A 16,798-nucleotide genomic window follows, 5' to 3' on the forward strand; every position below is an offset into this window, starting at 1 on the left:
AACATTCTACTCTGACAAATTTTGTTACTAAATTTATCACCCAACCTTTTCAATCATTACATCCATTTTGCATTCCTCTGATTCCTTTAATGCATTTTTTAGTAAATCTAAAAAAGACGTTCCTTGAATAGTGTGATAGTTTGCTAAACTAGTTATTTTAGCAGGGATTTTATCTCCATAAGGAGGTCTTTTTGTTAAGTCTTCAATATCCCAAATTACTTCTGACGGAGGTATTGTACTTAATTTTTCTCTAATTTCTTCTACATTTTTTAATGCTTCAGGTACATCCTCATACTTTAATTTTTCAAAATATAAGTTCTTCATTAGTAGAGGGTATTTAGTTCCCCATCCATCCGGTTCACAGTGGTATGACACTGTTGAGAAAAAGCTGTGTAAAAAGTCAGGGTGTCCTGCCTCATAAAAAAACATATCTACAGAAAATCCTACTGCCATTTTTATCAGTCCTTTTTAATAAATTTTATTTCAGGTAAGGTATTAGCTTTTTTACTTATTCCCGCCTTTATTTCTATCAAAATTTCATTAGTAACAATTTGTCCCCTTGTGTCAATAATAACAGTCTGTCTTGTTTCTTGAGGTAAGTGGATATCTCTGTAATTTAGTTGTTTAACAATTACATTCACTAAATTAGTTCTTTTTGATTTGGTAGATATATCATAATTTTTTAGTTCTACACTATGACCTTCTATATGAAAATCAGGTCTAGTACTACCTTTTGTGTTCTTAGATACTTCATCTCCACCTTTGAAAGCCACTTGGTCATCATAATCAGGATGCATTTCGCCGAACTCATTTTCTGTTGTTCTCCAAGATGGTCTAGCGAACATAAGATAACCACTTAAGTAATTACCCCAATGTCCTGATGGCGGAAGTGTACTAAGTATTCCTTCACCAGTGAGACCACCACCTGCAAAAGCAGGTGGTAAACGTGGTGGGAAAGCTTCGGTTACTTTATATATATTTGCTCCTCTAGCAAGCTTAGAAACTTTATCGAGACCTTTTCCTCCAAGTAATCCTGTACCGATTGATGTCAATAGATAAGAGCCCCAACGGAATCCACTTTCAATATCACCATACCAAACATCGTTCATAAAGGAGTCTGAGAAAGCATTCCACATTGCAGGAAAAGTTTCATCATAATTAACAACTGCATCCCACATATTTGACCATGTTTCACCGTCACCTAACGCTTTAAATCCTTCCCAAGCATCACCAACAGCTTGTCCTGCACCAGTATAAAGACCATCCCACCCTTTTTCTAAATCTGATTTAGGAGTAAGCTTACCACACATTGCCCCTTCTTCGATATTATCATCTGATAAATTGTCATTTAGAAGATTGCTAGTTTGACGTGCCCTCTCTTCTCCAATCGCTTGAATAGAAGTTGTCCACTCCATATTCAATTCTTGTGTACTAAATGTACCACTTGTAGGATTAAACCCTTTTCCGCTTTGGACTTCTGCAAGACCTGTCGCAATACTAGCAGCTAGCTGAAGTGCTGTACTATAGTTATTACTAGATGTTTGGTTAAACTCATACAGATGATCTAACTTTTCTTGAAGTTTTTTCCTCATGATAGTGAAAAGATTCGCCATAGCATCCATACCTGATATTGGCATAGTTTGAGTGACGGCTTCCATACTTGCTTTCATTCGGTCAATTTCTTTAATTTGTTCTAGTAGCTCTTGTTCAATGACATCAGCCTGAGCTACCTTGGATTCAAATTGACTTGGAAAGACGTCATTCTGAAGGATTAATTCTTCACATAAGTAAATAATTCCTTGTGCTAAAGGGCGAAAAGTTTCTGCGAAAAATGCTTTTGCACTATCATAAGTTTGCCCTTGTAGAACGGTATCACTTGTAAAAGCATCAATCGATTGAATAACTTGTTCCATACCTTGAATGGTAGCGGTACATACAGCGTTCATACTTTGAGTTTGGCTTTGTACTTCGTCTAAATACATATTTAAACCCATGCATTGACCTCCCTTGCCAATTGTTGTTGCTGGCAAAGGTATTTTTCGAAATCTTCCGTCAATTCTGGACGTTTAGGTATTACTTTTATTAATACCATCCCTTCCCTTCTTTACATAGTGATTAGTATGTAAATTATACCATATACATACAAGGATTATTAGAAAAACAAGAGCAAATACACTAAGGTTCTTTTATCAATAATAAATTACCACAAATCTATCATTATCAATAAAAGAACCTTAGATAAAATCTAAAGCAGACTCCCATAAATAGGAGCTGTAACCGTCAAGTAGAATTGGTTCTTACGCACTTTTGGTGAAGGAATACAAAAAATGGTATAATAAGATAAAAAGGAGTATTCCATTTTATGTATATTGTTATTCCTTCATTTGAAGGTATTGAACTTATGTCTTCGTTTCAAGCAGCCCACACTCATGTTTATATCCTAAAATCCATCTGTAAGTCATGCCCCTGCCCTTCTTGTGGTATGATTTCATAACGAGTATATACTTCGTTATACACGTTTTGTTCAAGACTTAGCTATTCAACAAACATCTATTCACCTACAATTACAAGTAAAGAAATTCTTTTGTGATAGCCCAGTATGCTCGACACGGATATTTACCGATCGATTCGCGTGGCTTCAATTGTATCAACGAAAAACGAATCGTTTACAAGAAATTTTACAGAAATTATTCTATCCACAAACTGTACAACTGCATCTAAAGTGACGGAATCACTAGGATTTCATACAAGTCATGATACACTTCTTCGCTTACTCTATAAAATGGAACCTCCTACCGTACCAAAACTTATTTAACACTGGAATTGATGATTTTGCTTTTAAAAAACGCAATCGCTATAGAACGCTTATTATAGATCAAGATACAAGGCGTCCTATTACGATTTTAGAAAGCCATACAAAAGAAGACGTTGTAGAGTAGTTAAAACAACCTCCTACTATACAAGTTGTGGGTCGTGACGGCTCTATTTCTTACGCTTCTGCCATTTCCGAAGCACTTCCTCATGCACAACAGGTAGTAGATCGTTGGCAAGATATCGATTTCGAAAACGACATTATTTACGTACGCCAAACCGTAACTCGAACCGCTAAAATTAAAATAGGTGCTAAAAACGCATCTAGTATACGGTCTATCCATATTCCGCCTGATTTGATTGATGAGTTGAAGGAGCGTAAGTAAAGAATTGATCTTGAGCGATTGCTTTCAGGAGATAAATACCAAGATTTCGATTTAGTGGTATGTACACAAGAAGGTAAACCAGCCCTTCCACGTAATTTACGTATTACATTCCACCATTTATCAGATAAGCTTGGTCTTCCTTCAATCCGATTCCATGATTTACGACATACTCATGCGACAATTTTGATACAACAGAATGTGAATGTAAAATTGATTGCAGATAGATTAGGACATACGGATATACAGACGACACTTAATACGTATAGTCACGTTATACCTGACATGCAAAAGTCTGTAGCTGAGGAAATCGCTAAAGTCATCGTAGGCTAGTGACGCTAAAAGTGACCGTTTAAAGTGAACGTCTTGTAATCCCATTAATATCAATACGTCTCAATGTATCAACCTCATATGCAAGAACTTGATGTCACTACATTACAGCGCAGCGATAAAATTATTGTAGATACAATAGAAGGTGTACAACATGAAGCTGGAGATTTCTTGATTGCAAGCAAACAAAATGAATGGGATTTTTCAAACATATATAGTGAACTTGGAGATATTATTATAGGAAAGAAACAAGGACGAACAAATCCGAATGAGATTGCTTTATTCAAATCAGTTGGGGGTTGCCTTTTTAGATACAGTAGTGGCGGCTTCAATTTATGAAAAGTATAGAGAAATTGTGAATATCTAAATTATATTTTTTACTTTCCCTGTACGAACAGAACCGTCACAAATACCTCTATTATAACGAGCAGTAAGACTCCCACCTCAAAATCCAGCGAAAGCCAAAAAATGAGGTGGGAGTAAGACTTTTAATCAATTGAAGATGAATCGCAACATTTTTTCTAACTGTATTCACCTGCTAGAATAATTCCTTTACATTTTATTTTAAATCTATTTATTTTAATGTATAATTATATAATAAACTTTAAAAGTGAGGTGTCAATCATGAGAAGTTTTGGTTCAATCGTTACCGCTACCATCTGTTCAATCATTCTTTTTATATGGAATATCTTAACCTTCTATAATAAGTATACAACTGGCAGCAAATATGCATGGATTAGTGGTATTCTAGCTGTTCTTTTCCTTGCGTTCCTTATTAACAATGCGAAAGATATTATTAAGAAAAATTACAAAACTTCAATGAATCAGGAGTGAAGCCCATTTATGTGGAAAAAGATTAGCAAATGTAAGTACCGTTTAAAAGATTTGAACTTTATGCGATGGCTCTTTCCAATCATTGTTTTTTTATATGCTTACGATGTTATATCTGGACTATTATTTCATCAAGAAGTTCGTTAGTTAAAATTAATTTGCACAATAATAATGATTCTTGCCTTTATGGATGTTAGAAAGAAACTTAAAAATAGGGATTATAGAACAACATAATAAAAAACGACCTCCTTCTACGCAAGATGTCGTTTTTATCATTCACTCACCTTGTTCAAATGGAAAGAAGTTTTTTTGACTGTTCCTTTTTTCACAACATATAAACCGATAAATATAATAAGGCCGCCTATTAGCTGCGTTATCGTTATTCTCTCTCCGATGGTCATCGCTGCAAAAATAACTGCAAATAATGGAACAAGATACATATAAACCATTACTTTTGTAGAACCCATTTTACTAATGCCAACGTACCACATCGCAAGACCGAAAATGGTCGCAAATACAATTGAATATATTAATGATCCCCAGCTTAATGTATCCGCCGGCCACGTTAATGTACTTGCGTGGAATAAACAATATATAACGAGCGGTACTATTCCAATTAATGTAGACCAAGAAGTTACTCGCATTGCTGAATATTTCGTAATAAGCGGTTGTGCAAGGATTGGATACCACCCCCATGCAATGGCAGCGACTAGTCCGATTCCATTTCCGAGCCAAGCATACTCATATGTAGATTGGCTCGTATGTCCAGTTAATAATACGAGCGCTGCCCCGCTAAACGATAGTACCGAACCAATTTGAATTTTCATTGAAAAGCGTTCTTGTTTATGTAGTACTGCTAAAATCCCTGTAAAAATTGGCGACATTGCGATTAATAACGACGCATTTGTTGCTGAAGTATATTTGACAGATAACATAAATAACGTTTGATATAACGTTGTTCCAACAATTCCAACGACTACTAATCTAAGCCAGTCTTTTCTTTCAATTCGTAACGAGCGCTCCAACATAAATGTAATAACTAATAATACTGGAGAAGCTACTAAAAATCGTAAACTATTAAATTGAATGGATGACATATATGCCACTCCATATTTTCCAATTGTATAGTTCGCTCCCCATACTAAAGCAACTGATATGAGGAGCCATTCCATTTGCCATCGCTTCATCTTACTCTCCCCTTCCACTATTAGCATAGTAAAATTGAGTGGACACTACACCATCCAATTGGCTGTTTTTTTACCCAACCAATTTGTTATAATGACGATAATGAGAACTAAGGGGACGATATAAATGGAGTGGAAATTAGATACGAATAGCAAAGTTCCAATTTATCAACAAGTTGTTGATTTCATTGAAAGACGTATTATGTACGGAGAGCTTCCTCCTGGTAGCTTTCTACCTTCAGAACGAAAGCTTGCCATGCATCTCAATATTAACCGCAGTACTGTTACAACTGCTTATAATGAACTTCGGGCGATGGGAATTGTAGAGAGTAAAGCAGGGAGAGGCACACGTGTGAGTACGCATATGTGGGGCGTTTCTCCTACATTAACACCAAACTGGAGAGGATTCGTAGAAGGCGGTACGTTCTTACCAAATTTACCACTTCTTCGCCATATTCGGGAACAAGTACAACAAAATGAAAATATCATTGATTTTGCCAATGGAGAACTTGGTTGTGATCTATTTCCTCATGAACAACTGCAAATGATTTTACAAACGCAACCTTTCACTCAGTCTCTTAGCTATGATCATCCACAAGGCTATCTTCCGTTAAGACAGGCAGCAGTAAAATATATGAAAGAGTATCTACACATTGATGCGACAGAACAATCCATTATGATTACATCTGGTGCGCAGCAAGCACTTCACCTAATTGTACAATGTTTATTAAACCCGGGCGATGCAGTTGCATTTGAAAGCCCATCGCATTGTTATTCATTACCGCTCTTCCAGTCTGCTGGTATTCGAATTTTCCCATTACCTGTTGATGAGTATGGAATTCATCCAGAAGATGTTCAAGAATTATATCGTAAACACCGTATTAAAATGATTTTTTTAAACCCGAATTTTCAAAATCCAACAAGTACGATGCTGCACCCAAACCGGAGAAAGAAACTGTTATCACTATGCGCAGATTTACGTATTCCAATTGTAGAAGATGATCCATCCAGTTTGCTAACACTGGAAAAGAAAAAGCCTTGTCCGACATTAAAGTCCATTGATGAAAATGGAACAGTTATTTATGTTCATTCCTTATCCAAAATGATTGCACCAGGCCTTCGGATCGGCTGGCTCGTCGCTCCGCATTCTGTAGTGGAAAGATTGTCGGACGCGCGCCACCAAATGGAGTTAGGAATGAGTATACTCCCGCAGTGGCTCATGCAACAGTTTTTTGAGACCGTTCCGTTCCATACGCATATGGAACAACTGCGAAGACAACTAGCACAAAAAAGAGATCTTCTTGTTCATTCCTTAAACTATTATCTTCAAGACTACCTTTCTTTTTCCAATCCAAATGGTGGAATTTATATATGGGGAAAAGTAAAGAAACCGATTAATGAAAAACAACTTATTATGCAAAGTTTAAAACAAGGTATTGCCTTTATGCCCGGTAGTATTTTCGGTGCAAAGAATGGCTATATTCGATTGTCATATGGAAAAGTAAACATCAATCAAATAGATGAGGGAATCTCTCGTTTACATCGTGCAATGAAAACTTGTCTAAAATAGAAAAAAGCGTAAGGAATTCCTTGCGCTTTTTTCTATTTATAGCTTGTTTCCCCATATTTGTTTAAAAGATTTCACATATAGGAGAGCAAGAACAGATTGAATCATAATGAATAATGATGCGGTTATCGTTTTTACATTCTGATCGAATACGCCCAATATCCCGATTGTTAAACCGATGAACAGGAAAACGATACTAAAGGGCGGTGTAATTTTCATCAATATTCTAAACTTTTTATTCATACTACCTCCTCCTCTTTATCCTAGGAGTTTTTTAAAATATGTATTCATTATAATTCACATATTAAAAATTGTATATTATTATTTCAGAATATACCTCTCTTTTACATATATGAATCTATTTTTTTAATCCGCGATACTGAGCTGTCGTCAATTCTTGTATATAAGCATCAATTTCTGGCATATCAAATTCTTTTGCTATCTGTATCGCAAGTTCAATGTTATATGGGACGCGGACAAGTTGAATCGAAAAACTCGCTGGCTCTTTTTGATCATATATACCTTCAAAGATTAAATAAGAAGCTTGTGTAATCTCAAGAGGATTTCCTACACTCCCAGCATTACATAATGTTTTTCCTTTAAAGTTTTGGACAAATGCTTGGTGGACATCTCCATAGCAAACAACATCTGGCTTTCTGTCACCTTCGATGTTTTTTGTAACATTACTATTTTCAAACATGCTCATCCGCTCTTCTCTTGAAGCATGCGGCTGAATTCTTTCATATACACTTCTAGGCGAAGCATGAAACATCCGAATCAATTTTCCACTCATTATAAATTCAATTGAAAACGGCAGTCCTCTTAAATAATCCATCTGTTCTTCTGAAAGCTGATTTTGATGCCACTTTAACGTTTCAAATTCAGTCGGCTTTGTGATGAAATCATCCCAGTTCCCCATTACAACATACTCACATTCTGTACGAATCTTTTCAATTGCATCACTAGATTGCGGGCCTTTCCCTACTAAATCACCTAAACAAAAAATGCGTTCTATTCCTCTTAAGCGAATATCTGCAAGTACCGCCTCTAACGCTGGCATATTCCCGTGAATATCTGAAATAACAGCTATTTTATCCATACGTACGCCTCCCGTTATTCTATATTTATTATAGCTTTATTAAAGGTTTATACCAATTTGGAATATAAGATGTAAAACCATTATGCTCTTCTACAATTCTTCTTAACCTTATTTTCATTTTCTCTACTAAGTTAGGTGTGATTCGATGTGTCCACACAATATCTGCGGGGAAAATCATTGCTGCGTACAAGGCATATAACTTCCAAAAATGAAGCGGTGGTTCACCCTCGCAATATCCGTGAATTTGTCCAACTGCAAATGGTACACTCGTATCGACTGTAAACAAAGGTAATTTATAAAAATCATGAATTGGATCTCCAAAATCAAATCTTGCAAAGTCAATCACAGCACGAAACTCATTATGATAAAACATAAGATTCGCTGGGTGAAAATCGTCATGTAAAAATACAACCGGACGGTCTTGTAATAAATGTTTATGAGTTTCTACAAAAGTTAACACTCGTTTTATATCAATAAAATCAGTCTCATATTCTTCTAATGCTTGCAAGTATTTCTTATATTTATTCCACCGTAACGTTTCCCAAGATTCTTCTACATTCTTTTCCTTCACAGTATGAATTGCCTTTAATACTTCTCCCGCTCTTTTTCCAGCTATGTATTGCTCTTTCTCAGTCAATTTGGCAAGTATATCTTTTCCATCTTCTCCTTCCATCCATTCAAACACTTGTACACATCGATTGCATGAATCAAGATTTACAAAATGAAGTAGTTTTGGCATTGGCACCTCTAATAATTCCAAACGACTCATATATCCGTATTCTTCCTGTTTACGTTTACGAGCTACACGATCACATACCTTTATAAAATAACGCTCACGGTTTTCTAGTTCAATTTTATACTTTTGATCTAGCGAAAATCCTTTTGAAATAACGGTACACTTTACGATATGAGGCCAATTTAATCGTTTTTCTAATTCAGTTAAAACTTCTTGCACATCGACTCCCCCGATTAATAGATGTATACACTACCTAACACTTGTTTTTTACTCTTATGATGATGCGTTCCTTGTAATTCCACTGCAAAAGGATATTCCCCATTTTTTTCTAACTGCTTTTGAACGAATCCTTCACCAATAGGCTCACAAAATTGAATTCTGACATTTCCAAATGATACACTTTGGCAAATCGCATTCCATTCTTGATGAATATCCGAAGAGCTTGCTTGCACTTCCAGGAGCTCTTTCCATCGTTTCACTGTTTCACGAGCATTTTTCACTGCGTAAAAAATGGTTTTCATTTCTTTTACTTCATTATGATGGGGAGCGATGATTCCCGCCTTCTGTAAGTCAGCTCTTCTACTTTCATCATGATCTCCCCACTGTATAAAGAAAGGGAGTTTTGGACCATTTTCTTCTTGTTCCACAAATAACATTTTCCATTCTAATAGACGGCCATCGTTTCTCATTCTTTTTCCTTCCATTGGCCCCATTACGTTTATCCCTTTTTTCTCCAAACGATTCGCAAGTTCTTCCATACAATCTGTCCGAATGGAAATTTGCAGCAGCCCTTCCGCCTCTTGTAATTTCGCAACCGTTTCCTGAACAAGTGGATTATTTGCTACTTTCGCTTTCTCTTCATCTTGCATTGCTAAAAACTCAATATAAGATAAATCGAAATAACATAAACTATTCCACGTTCCCCAATCTGTATGTTCTCCGCCTTGCATCGTATGGAATCCGAGTTCCTTCATTTGTTTTTCCGCTTCTTTTGGTGTACATCGAACAGCATGAACGAGATGATCAAATGCTAACACGCTTTTCCCTCCTCTAATCTACATCTTTTTATTATATAACCATTCCGTTATTTCAATCAATTCAAAAAACTTTTCAAAACCTAGTTGATTTATGAGTTTAATATGCATTATAATAATAAAAAAATTTATATTATGCTGATTGGAAAAACCAAAGGCGCTTTTCTCACACGAGAAAAGCGCCTTTTTCATTTATTATTAGGGGGATTATATATGCAGAAATTAATTGTCTTTGCTATTATTGGTTTTTTTGCTCAATTGATTGACGGAGCACTTGGAATGGCGTATGGGGTCACATCTACCTCTTTATTATTAATGTTTGGAATCGCACCAGCCGTTGCTTCTGCTTCCGTTCATTTAGCTGAAGTGGTCACAACAGCCGCATCTGGATTTTCCCATTTACGCTTTGGAAATGTCGATAAATATACTGTTTCAAGGCTTACATTACCAGGAGCAATTGGCGCTTTTGTCGGTGCTTGTTTTTTAAGCAATTTACCTGGTGATGTAATTAAACCATACATTTCTTTATTTTTATTCACTTTAGGTGTCTACATTTTATTACGATTTATTATTCAAAAACAAATCGTTTCATCTAACAAACGTATGTCTAGCAAACAACTGATTCCTCTCGGTTTATTTGCGGGATTCGTTGACTCAACTGGCGGCGGAGGCTGGGGCCCTATCACTACACCCGTGCTTCTCGCGCGTGGGAATGAAGCAAGAAAAGTGATTGGTTCTGTAGATACGAGTGAATTTCCTGTCGCTTTAGCAGCGACAATTGGATTTTTCATTTCTTTAGGATGGGAACAAGTAAGCTGGCTTTGGGTATTTGCTTTAATGCTAGGTGGGATTATTGCCGCTCCGATTGCAGCATGGTTAGTTCGAATTGTACCGTCTCATTTACTTGGCGTATTTGTTGGTGGTCTTATTATCTTCACAAACATTCGAACACTTCTTACAGCATTCCAATTAGATCCAACGATTATTATACTTTCTTATGTTGCTGTAGGACTGATTGTTATCATCGCTCTATTTTTATCTATTCGCAATCACTCCCAGTTAACAAAACAAAGCGTTAACTATCCAACTGACCAAAAACAAATATTACCTTAATACAAAAAGCATGATACCGCTTAAAGGATCATGCTTTTTTATTTATTCTACGCTATCTTAATTGCCACTTTATCATTTTTTCCGTTTTGCCTATTTGTTTCATATTTAATTTTTCTAGCACACGAATGGACCCGATATTATTATGAAGTGTTTCAGCTCGTATTGTTTCAACTTTTGAAGTCTGAAATGCCCAGCGAACCAGTGCTCCTACTGCTTCCGTTGCATATCCCTTGTTCCAATATTCCTCAAGAAACCCATATCCAATTTCCACTTCTTTCTGTCTATTTGGTGCACCTTTAAATCCAATGTCACCAATCATCCTACCATCGCTTTTTCGAACAACAAGCCAACTTCCCCAATACAGCAAGGAAGCATCTTCTTTTAATTTCTGAACATAATTTTCAATATGTGGTCCGTTATCGTATCCTTGTTCAACCGTCATATAGAGCGTTTCTTCTGTACATGGTATAATCTTTAATCTTTTTGTTTCTAAACTCATTCTCATTCCCCTTTTTTATACAAATTGATCTACCTTAACAAAAGCAAATATACAAAACATCTCTCTTTCCCCTTTCATCAATATGCTTCCTAAGAAGTATATCAAAAAATAACGAATTTTCTTTTAAAATTAAATATTTTGTCATTTTTATCTTTTTCTGAATTTTCTTTTAATTTTTAAAGGATTTCCTCTTCTTTTTTGCGAAACATTTGTATAATAACTTTTTTATCATTCTATTTACATACAAAATAGGTTTGAGCGGAGTTTTGAAAATGTTTCCGATACAATAACCAACTTTTTTTGATTATTTCCTACAAAAATCCCTTGCAATATTTTCAGAAAGTCATTACAATTGCCATATATTAAAAATCATAGCAATAAACAAATCCTCATCAATCCGATGAGGTAGAGGTTGCGACTTTTAAGAGTAAGGCGGATGAGGCACAGAGAATGTCTATGACCCCGCTTGAAAGGAAAAGTTGCCGAAGTTTATATTTCTTCTCTGGGAATATAAGTTGGGGCTGTCTCCGAATAGGAACAGAACTGTCACGTTTACAAAATACCGTGTAAACGTGGGGAGCTATCTTAACGGAAGGGTATGATGGGGTGGTTATTTTGAAACGTTCCGCCAAAGTCCTTTGGCGGTTTTTTATATTCCCCCGCTCCTTCCTATCTTAAAAAAAGGAGTGTTACACATGAATAATATAGCAGATCAAGCTACCTCTAAAACGCAACAATCCACAAAAAATCAAGGTGAACTGAGACGAGGACTGAAATCGCGTCACCTTACAATGATCTCTCTCGGTGGTACAATTGGTACTGGTTTATTTCTTGCCAGCGGCGGTGTTATTCACTCAGCTGGTCCTGGCGGCGCACTTGTCGCATATGCCGCAATTGGAATTATGGTTTATTTTTTAATGACAAGCTTAGCTGAATTAGCAGCATATATGCCTGTCGCTGGGTCTTTTAGCACGTACGCAACAAAATTCGTTGATCCATCACTTGGATTTGCACTTGGCTGGAATTATTGGTATAACTGGGCAATCACAATTGCAGCAGAGCTTGCTGCTGTAACATTAATTATGAAATTTTGGTTTCCCGATACTCCTTCTCTTATTTGGAGTGCCATTTGTTTAGCTATTATGTTTCTTTTAAACTATTTATCCGTCAGAGGATTTGGCGAAGCAGAATATTGGTTTGCACTCATTAAAGTAGCAACTGTTATTCTCTTTTTAGTCGTTGGATTTATGATGATTTTCGGCATTATGGGCGGAGAACCAGTCGGTTTTAAAAATTTCACAGTTGCAGATGCACCATTTAACGGCGGCATTATGGCTATTATCGGTGTCTTTATGGCAGCTGGATTCTCATTCCAAGGAACTGAATTATTAGGTGTAGCCGCAGGTGAAACTTCTGATCCAGAGCGCAGCATTCCAAAAGCAATTCGTTCTATCTTTTGGCGCATTTTACTATTTTATATTTTCGCTATTCTTGTTATCGGATTATTGATTCCTTATACAACAGATAGCCTGGCTGCAAGCGATGTTACCGTGAGCCCATTTACACTTGTATTTGAAAAAGCTGGTGTCGCTTTCGCTGCTTCTGTTATGAACGCTGTTATTTTAACTGCTGTTTTATCTGCCGGAAACTCTGGAATGTATGCTTCTACTCGTATGCTTTGGGATTTAGCCCGTCAAGGGAAGGCACCGAAGTTTTTAGGAAGACTAAATAAACGCGGTGTACCAGTAAATGCTTTAATCGCTACCTCATTAGTTGGTAGCGCAGCATTCTTAGCTTCCTTATTCGGAGATGGTGTTGTATACGTTTGGTTATTAAACGCCTCCGGTATGTCCGGTTTTATTGCCTGGGTCGGAATCGCTATTAGTCACTACCGCTTCCGTAAAGCATATATTGCCCAAGGGAAAGACTTGAATGATTTACCATATAAAGCAAAATGGTTCCCATTTGGCCCAATCTTCGCCTTTGCACTTTGCTTAATCGTTATTTTAGGACAAAATTATGGCGCATTTATGGGCGAGTCTATCGATTGGAACGGCGTACTCGTTTCCTATATTGGACTTCCACTCTTCCTTATCATTTGGCTTAGTTATAAATTTGTAAAGAAAACAAAAATCATTCCACTTGATAAATGTGAACTATAATGAATGCATACCAGCAAGCATACTTATGTTTGCTGGTATTTTTTTATCTCTTCTCTCTTCCTTTTAATCATTTATATTTAATGGAGAAGATTTATGTGTAGCATGAATCTTTACAGTACCATCATTATACATCTATCCCCTTTCTCATTTCGTATGTTTTTGTCATAATACAAATAAGAACATATATAAAGGTTGGGATTTCATGAACATTCGTATCACTAACGAAGCAAAAGTAGCAATCCAAAGATTCAGTTCCGATACTAAAAAAATCATCCGAATTCGAGGAACAATGACAAACTCTTGCAGTATTTTTGTCGATATTGATTTCATTATTGATTCCTATTGTGCAGATGAAGTCGTATATGAAGATGAACATCTCGTTATTCAAATGGATTCATTTACAGAAGAATATGTAGGCGATACATTCAAGCTCGATTATAAAACGACTGGTTTTAGTATTACGACTCCTAGTGAAACACTTGTGTATGGATTAGCCATCAAAAAATAAAAAGGTTCTTTCTTACACGAAGTAAACCAACACCGCTTCTTAATAGAAGCAAATACTCATAAAAAAACAGCCGTGCTTCATATTGAAACACGGCTGTTTTCACTTCATTTATTACTTTTTCTTTTGAAAAAGGATTTCGTAAATTTTTATATTCTCTTTACAAAGTCACCAATCTTAAGTTGAAATACATAATCGAAATGATGTTCTTGCCCCGTTAATTCTTCGTTTACTAAAATAGTGGTTGCTCCTACTTCTTTCTTTGCAATTTGCGGAAACGATGCGACTGGTTGTACTTTTAAGGACGTTCCCATAACTAATAATACATCTGTTTCATATAAACGTTGAATTGCATTTTGATATTGTGGTAGTGTATCACCATATAAAACAACATCGGGATTTAAAATAAACTGACACGTTTCACAGCGCGGTACTTCATGATGAATCATATATTGTAAATCGTATTTCCTTTTACATTTCGGACAGTGTGCCGTTTGCAATGTTCCATGTAAATCAATGACATGTTTACTACCGCCTAATTGGTGTAAACCATCAATATTTTGCGTTAATACTGTCACATCTTTTCCTTCTTCTTCTAACTTTGCTAAAAATGTATGTCCGCGATTTGGCTTATATTGATGAAATGTACGAATTTGAAAAATCTCTTTATAATGTTTCCAAAATTCTTTTGGATTGCGATTATAATATCCTCTCGATAAATACATTTCTACTTTTGCATCCGCATATAATCCATTTGCTGAGCGAAAATCAGGTATTCCACTTTCTGTACTTGCACCTGCGCCAGTTAATACCGTTATTTTCTTTGCATTTTCTAGAATGGAGCGAACTTCTTTGTATTGCTGCATAACTCTCACCTCTATGTAGATTTCTTTCTACATTATACCAGTTGTCATTTCCTTAATGTGTAGTTCCCCCGCATTCTACAATATCTTTTTCCACTTGTAACGCAACTTCGATTAATAATTGGATACCCGCTATAATCGTCGAAAGCGACATGCTTGGCTGATTAACATGAAGACTAGCTTGCTCAGGGAGAAATGGAATATGTACAAAACCACCGCGCGTATTTTTATTCTTTGTTGCTAATTGATGCATCAGTCCATAGAAAAGGTGATTACAAACAAAAGTACCAGCAGTTTGTGATACAGAAGCTGGTATTCCCTCCTCACGAAGTTTCTTGACAATCGCCTTTATAGGAAGTGTCGACCAATATGCAACAGGCCCACCTTCTATAATTGGAACATCGATAGGTTGATAATCCTCATTATCTGGAATTCTTGCATCATCGACATTAATTGCAATACGCTCTACTGTAATATCAGCCCTTCCTCCAGCTTGTCCAATGCAAATGATTAGTTCTGGATTAAACTCATCTATATATGCTTCTAGCTGTTCGATTGACTTATGAAATACTGTTGGAATCTGTTTACTAATCACCTTATACCCATTGCCTTCTTTTTCATGTAATGCTTTGACTACTTCCCAAGCAGGATTCATTTTCTCTCCTCCAAAAGGGTCAAACCCTGTTAACAATACTGTTTTCATCTACAACACTCCCTATTAAAAGCGATATACAAGTCCGTACATAATGAACATATTGATTACAAAAATAGTAATAGCAATCGGCGCCTGCGCCTTAATGACTGCATTTTTATCTTTTAACTCTAACAACATTGCTGGGACAATATTAAAATTGGCTGCCATTGGCGTTAACAATGTTCCGCAATATCCTGCAAACATACCAAGTGCTGCCATAATAGCCGGATTACCGCCATGCATTTGAACGATTAAAGGTAGTCCTATTCCGCCTGTAATCACAGCAAAAGCAGCAAAGGCATTTCCCATTACAACTGTAAATAACATCATCCCTAAACAATACGCCATCACAGCAATAAATGGATATTCTGTCGGCAATACTTGACCAACTAAATCAGAAACAACTTGTCCAACACCTGACTTTGAAAAAATCCCACCAAGCGCCGCTAACATTTGTGGCAAAATCACAGCCCAACCGACAGCTTGTAATAATCTACTCCCTTCTTGTACAGGCGCTGTCCTTTTCGCCTTTGTAATTCCCATCGCCATAGCGAAAGCAAGCAATGCTCCTAATGCTAACGCAATTAATGTTACTTTTTCAGGGTCTACTAAAGACACATTTCCAAATTTCATTTTACCTAACGTCAATGTTCCAATAATTGTAAAGATCGGGATTAAAATTGCTGGTAGAAAGATTTTATTTTTAAGTTTTTTCGCCTGTTTTACACGTTCTTCCGTAGGAGCTTCTTTCTCATTTGATTTCGTTACTTTATTGACAGATGCTAAAATAACCATTACTAACACCATACAACCAATGTAAAAAGGAGGAATTATTTTTCCAAATAAAAATGTAATAGAAAATAATGCCCAAAATAAACTAGAGCCAATTCGATTTGGATGCTGTTTATCAAATGCCACGCGAATAGCTATAAAAGCTACAATAACTCCTAACAAATAGTAAATTGTATCTAGCGTAATAAGGCTCAC

Annotated in this window: 16 protein-coding genes, 3 pseudogenes and 1 riboswitch; of the genes and pseudogenes, 8 read left to right on the top strand and 11 right to left on the bottom strand. The window is 36.2% G+C overall.

Going from position 1 to position 16,798, the window contains the following annotated elements:
- Positions 1 to 36: 36 nt before the first annotated feature.
- A complete protein-coding gene (locus MR058_RS06685; RefSeq protein ID WP_242143227.1) occupies positions 37 to 453 on the bottom strand; it encodes an Imm70 family immunity protein in 417 nt (138 codons plus the stop codon).
- A 5-nt stretch (positions 454 to 458) separates the two neighbouring features.
- The gene (locus tag MR058_RS06690) at positions 459 to 1,994 is read right to left on the bottom strand and encodes a T7SS effector LXG polymorphic toxin (RefSeq protein ID WP_242143228.1); all 1,536 of its coding nucleotides are present in this window, start codon (positions 1,992 to 1,994) and stop codon (positions 459 to 461) included.
- A 368-nt stretch (positions 1,995 to 2,362) separates the two neighbouring features.
- Between MR058_RS06690 and MR058_RS23840 the strand changes: the two are divergent.
- From MR058_RS23840 to MR058_RS06715, 4 genes and pseudogenes are all read left to right on the top strand, one after another.
- Positions 2,363 to 3,527: pseudogene (locus MR058_RS23840) on the top strand (tyrosine-type recombinase/integrase).
- Positions 3,528 to 3,590: 63 nt separating this feature from the next.
- Positions 3,591 to 3,863 carry a hypothetical protein gene (locus MR058_RS06705; protein ID WP_242143230.1) on the top strand — a complete coding sequence of 91 codons (273 nt, stop codon included), beginning with the start codon at positions 3,591 to 3,593 and terminating at the stop codon, positions 3,861 to 3,863.
- A 285-nt stretch (positions 3,864 to 4,148) separates the two neighbouring features.
- Entirely contained in the window at positions 4,149 to 4,358 is a 210-nt protein-coding gene (locus MR058_RS06710; RefSeq protein ID WP_242143231.1) for a hypothetical protein, read from the top strand.
- 9 nt (positions 4,359 to 4,367) lie between these two features.
- Positions 4,368 to 4,589, top strand: a pseudogene (locus MR058_RS06715) (hypothetical protein).
- 38 nt (positions 4,590 to 4,627) lie between these two features.
- Here the strand turns inward: MR058_RS06715 and MR058_RS06720 are convergent.
- The gene (locus MR058_RS06720) at positions 4,628 to 5,542 is read right to left on the bottom strand and encodes a DMT family transporter (RefSeq protein WP_242143232.1); all 915 of its coding nucleotides are present in this window, start codon (positions 5,540 to 5,542) and stop codon (positions 4,628 to 4,630) included.
- A 124-nt stretch (positions 5,543 to 5,666) separates the two neighbouring features.
- Here MR058_RS06720 and pdxR point away from each other — a divergent pair, with 124 nt between their 5' ends.
- A complete protein-coding gene (gene pdxR, locus MR058_RS06725; protein ID WP_242143233.1) occupies positions 5,667 to 7,109 on the top strand; it encodes a MocR-like pyridoxine biosynthesis transcription factor PdxR in 1,443 nt (480 codons plus the stop codon).
- Between the two features lie 36 nt (positions 7,110 to 7,145).
- Here the strand turns inward: pdxR and MR058_RS06730 are convergent, their stop codons facing one another.
- From MR058_RS06730 to MR058_RS06745, 4 genes are all read right to left on the bottom strand, one after another.
- A complete protein-coding gene (locus MR058_RS06730) occupies positions 7,146 to 7,349 on the bottom strand; it encodes a hypothetical protein (RefSeq protein WP_242143234.1) in 204 nt (67 codons plus the stop codon).
- Between the two features lie 115 nt (positions 7,350 to 7,464).
- Positions 7,465 to 8,205, bottom strand: coding sequence for a metallophosphoesterase family protein (locus MR058_RS06735; RefSeq protein ID WP_242143235.1), 741 nt, complete (start codon positions 8,203 to 8,205; stop codon positions 7,465 to 7,467).
- A gap of 28 nt (positions 8,206 to 8,233) precedes the next feature.
- Complete coding sequence (locus tag MR058_RS06740; RefSeq protein WP_313949162.1) at positions 8,234 to 9,160, bottom strand: aminoglycoside phosphotransferase family protein; 927 nt, start codon at positions 9,158 to 9,160, stop codon at positions 8,234 to 8,236.
- A gap of 14 nt (positions 9,161 to 9,174) precedes the next feature.
- Positions 9,175 to 9,978: a VOC family protein gene (locus MR058_RS06745; protein ID WP_242143236.1), complete on the bottom strand. Its 804-nt coding sequence runs from the start codon at positions 9,976 to 9,978 to the stop codon at positions 9,175 to 9,177.
- 102 nt (positions 9,979 to 10,080) lie between these two features.
- On the opposite strand from MR058_RS06745, the pseudogene MR058_RS06750 reads away from it, so the two are divergent.
- Positions 10,081 to 11,088: pseudogene (locus MR058_RS06750) on the top strand (sulfite exporter TauE/SafE family protein).
- Between the two features lie 52 nt (positions 11,089 to 11,140).
- On the opposite strand, the gene MR058_RS06755 reads toward MR058_RS06750, so the two are convergent.
- The gene (locus MR058_RS06755) at positions 11,141 to 11,587 is read right to left on the bottom strand and encodes a GNAT family N-acetyltransferase (RefSeq protein ID WP_242143237.1); all 447 of its coding nucleotides are present in this window, start codon (positions 11,585 to 11,587) and stop codon (positions 11,141 to 11,143) included.
- A 398-nt stretch (positions 11,588 to 11,985) separates the two neighbouring features.
- A riboswitch (Lysine riboswitch) is annotated at positions 11,986 to 12,178 on the top strand.
- A gap of 104 nt (positions 12,179 to 12,282) precedes the next feature.
- Here MR058_RS06755 and MR058_RS06760 point away from each other — a divergent pair.
- A complete protein-coding gene (locus tag MR058_RS06760) occupies positions 12,283 to 13,749 on the top strand; it encodes an amino acid permease (RefSeq protein ID WP_242143238.1) in 1,467 nt (488 codons plus the stop codon).
- Positions 13,750 to 13,951: 202 nt separating this feature from the next.
- The gene (locus MR058_RS06765; RefSeq protein WP_242143239.1) at positions 13,952 to 14,257 is read left to right on the top strand and encodes an iron-sulfur cluster biosynthesis family protein; all 306 of its coding nucleotides are present in this window, start codon (positions 13,952 to 13,954) and stop codon (positions 14,255 to 14,257) included.
- 146 nt (positions 14,258 to 14,403) lie between these two features.
- Here MR058_RS06765 and MR058_RS06770 read toward each other — a convergent pair whose 3' ends face one another.
- The 3 genes from MR058_RS06770 to MR058_RS06780 are packed head-to-tail and all read right to left on the bottom strand — an operon-like array spanning position 14,404 to position 16,798.
- A complete protein-coding gene (locus tag MR058_RS06770) occupies positions 14,404 to 15,120 on the bottom strand; it encodes an NAD-dependent protein deacylase (RefSeq protein WP_242143240.1) in 717 nt (238 codons plus the stop codon).
- A gap of 52 nt (positions 15,121 to 15,172) precedes the next feature.
- Positions 15,173 to 15,820, bottom strand: a complete 648-nt coding sequence (pcp, locus tag MR058_RS06775) for a pyroglutamyl-peptidase I (protein ID WP_242143241.1) — start codon at positions 15,818 to 15,820, stop codon at positions 15,173 to 15,175.
- A 15-nt stretch (positions 15,821 to 15,835) separates the two neighbouring features.
- Positions 15,836 to 16,798, bottom strand: a complete 963-nt coding sequence (locus MR058_RS06780) for a DUF979 domain-containing protein (protein ID WP_242143242.1) — start codon at positions 16,796 to 16,798, stop codon at positions 15,836 to 15,838.

Origin of the sequence: Bacillus cereus group sp. BfR-BA-01430, assembly GCF_022663115.1 — a bacterium.
Lineage (GTDB): Bacteria > Bacillota > Bacilli > Bacillales > Bacillaceae_G > Bacillus_A > Bacillus_A cereus_BD.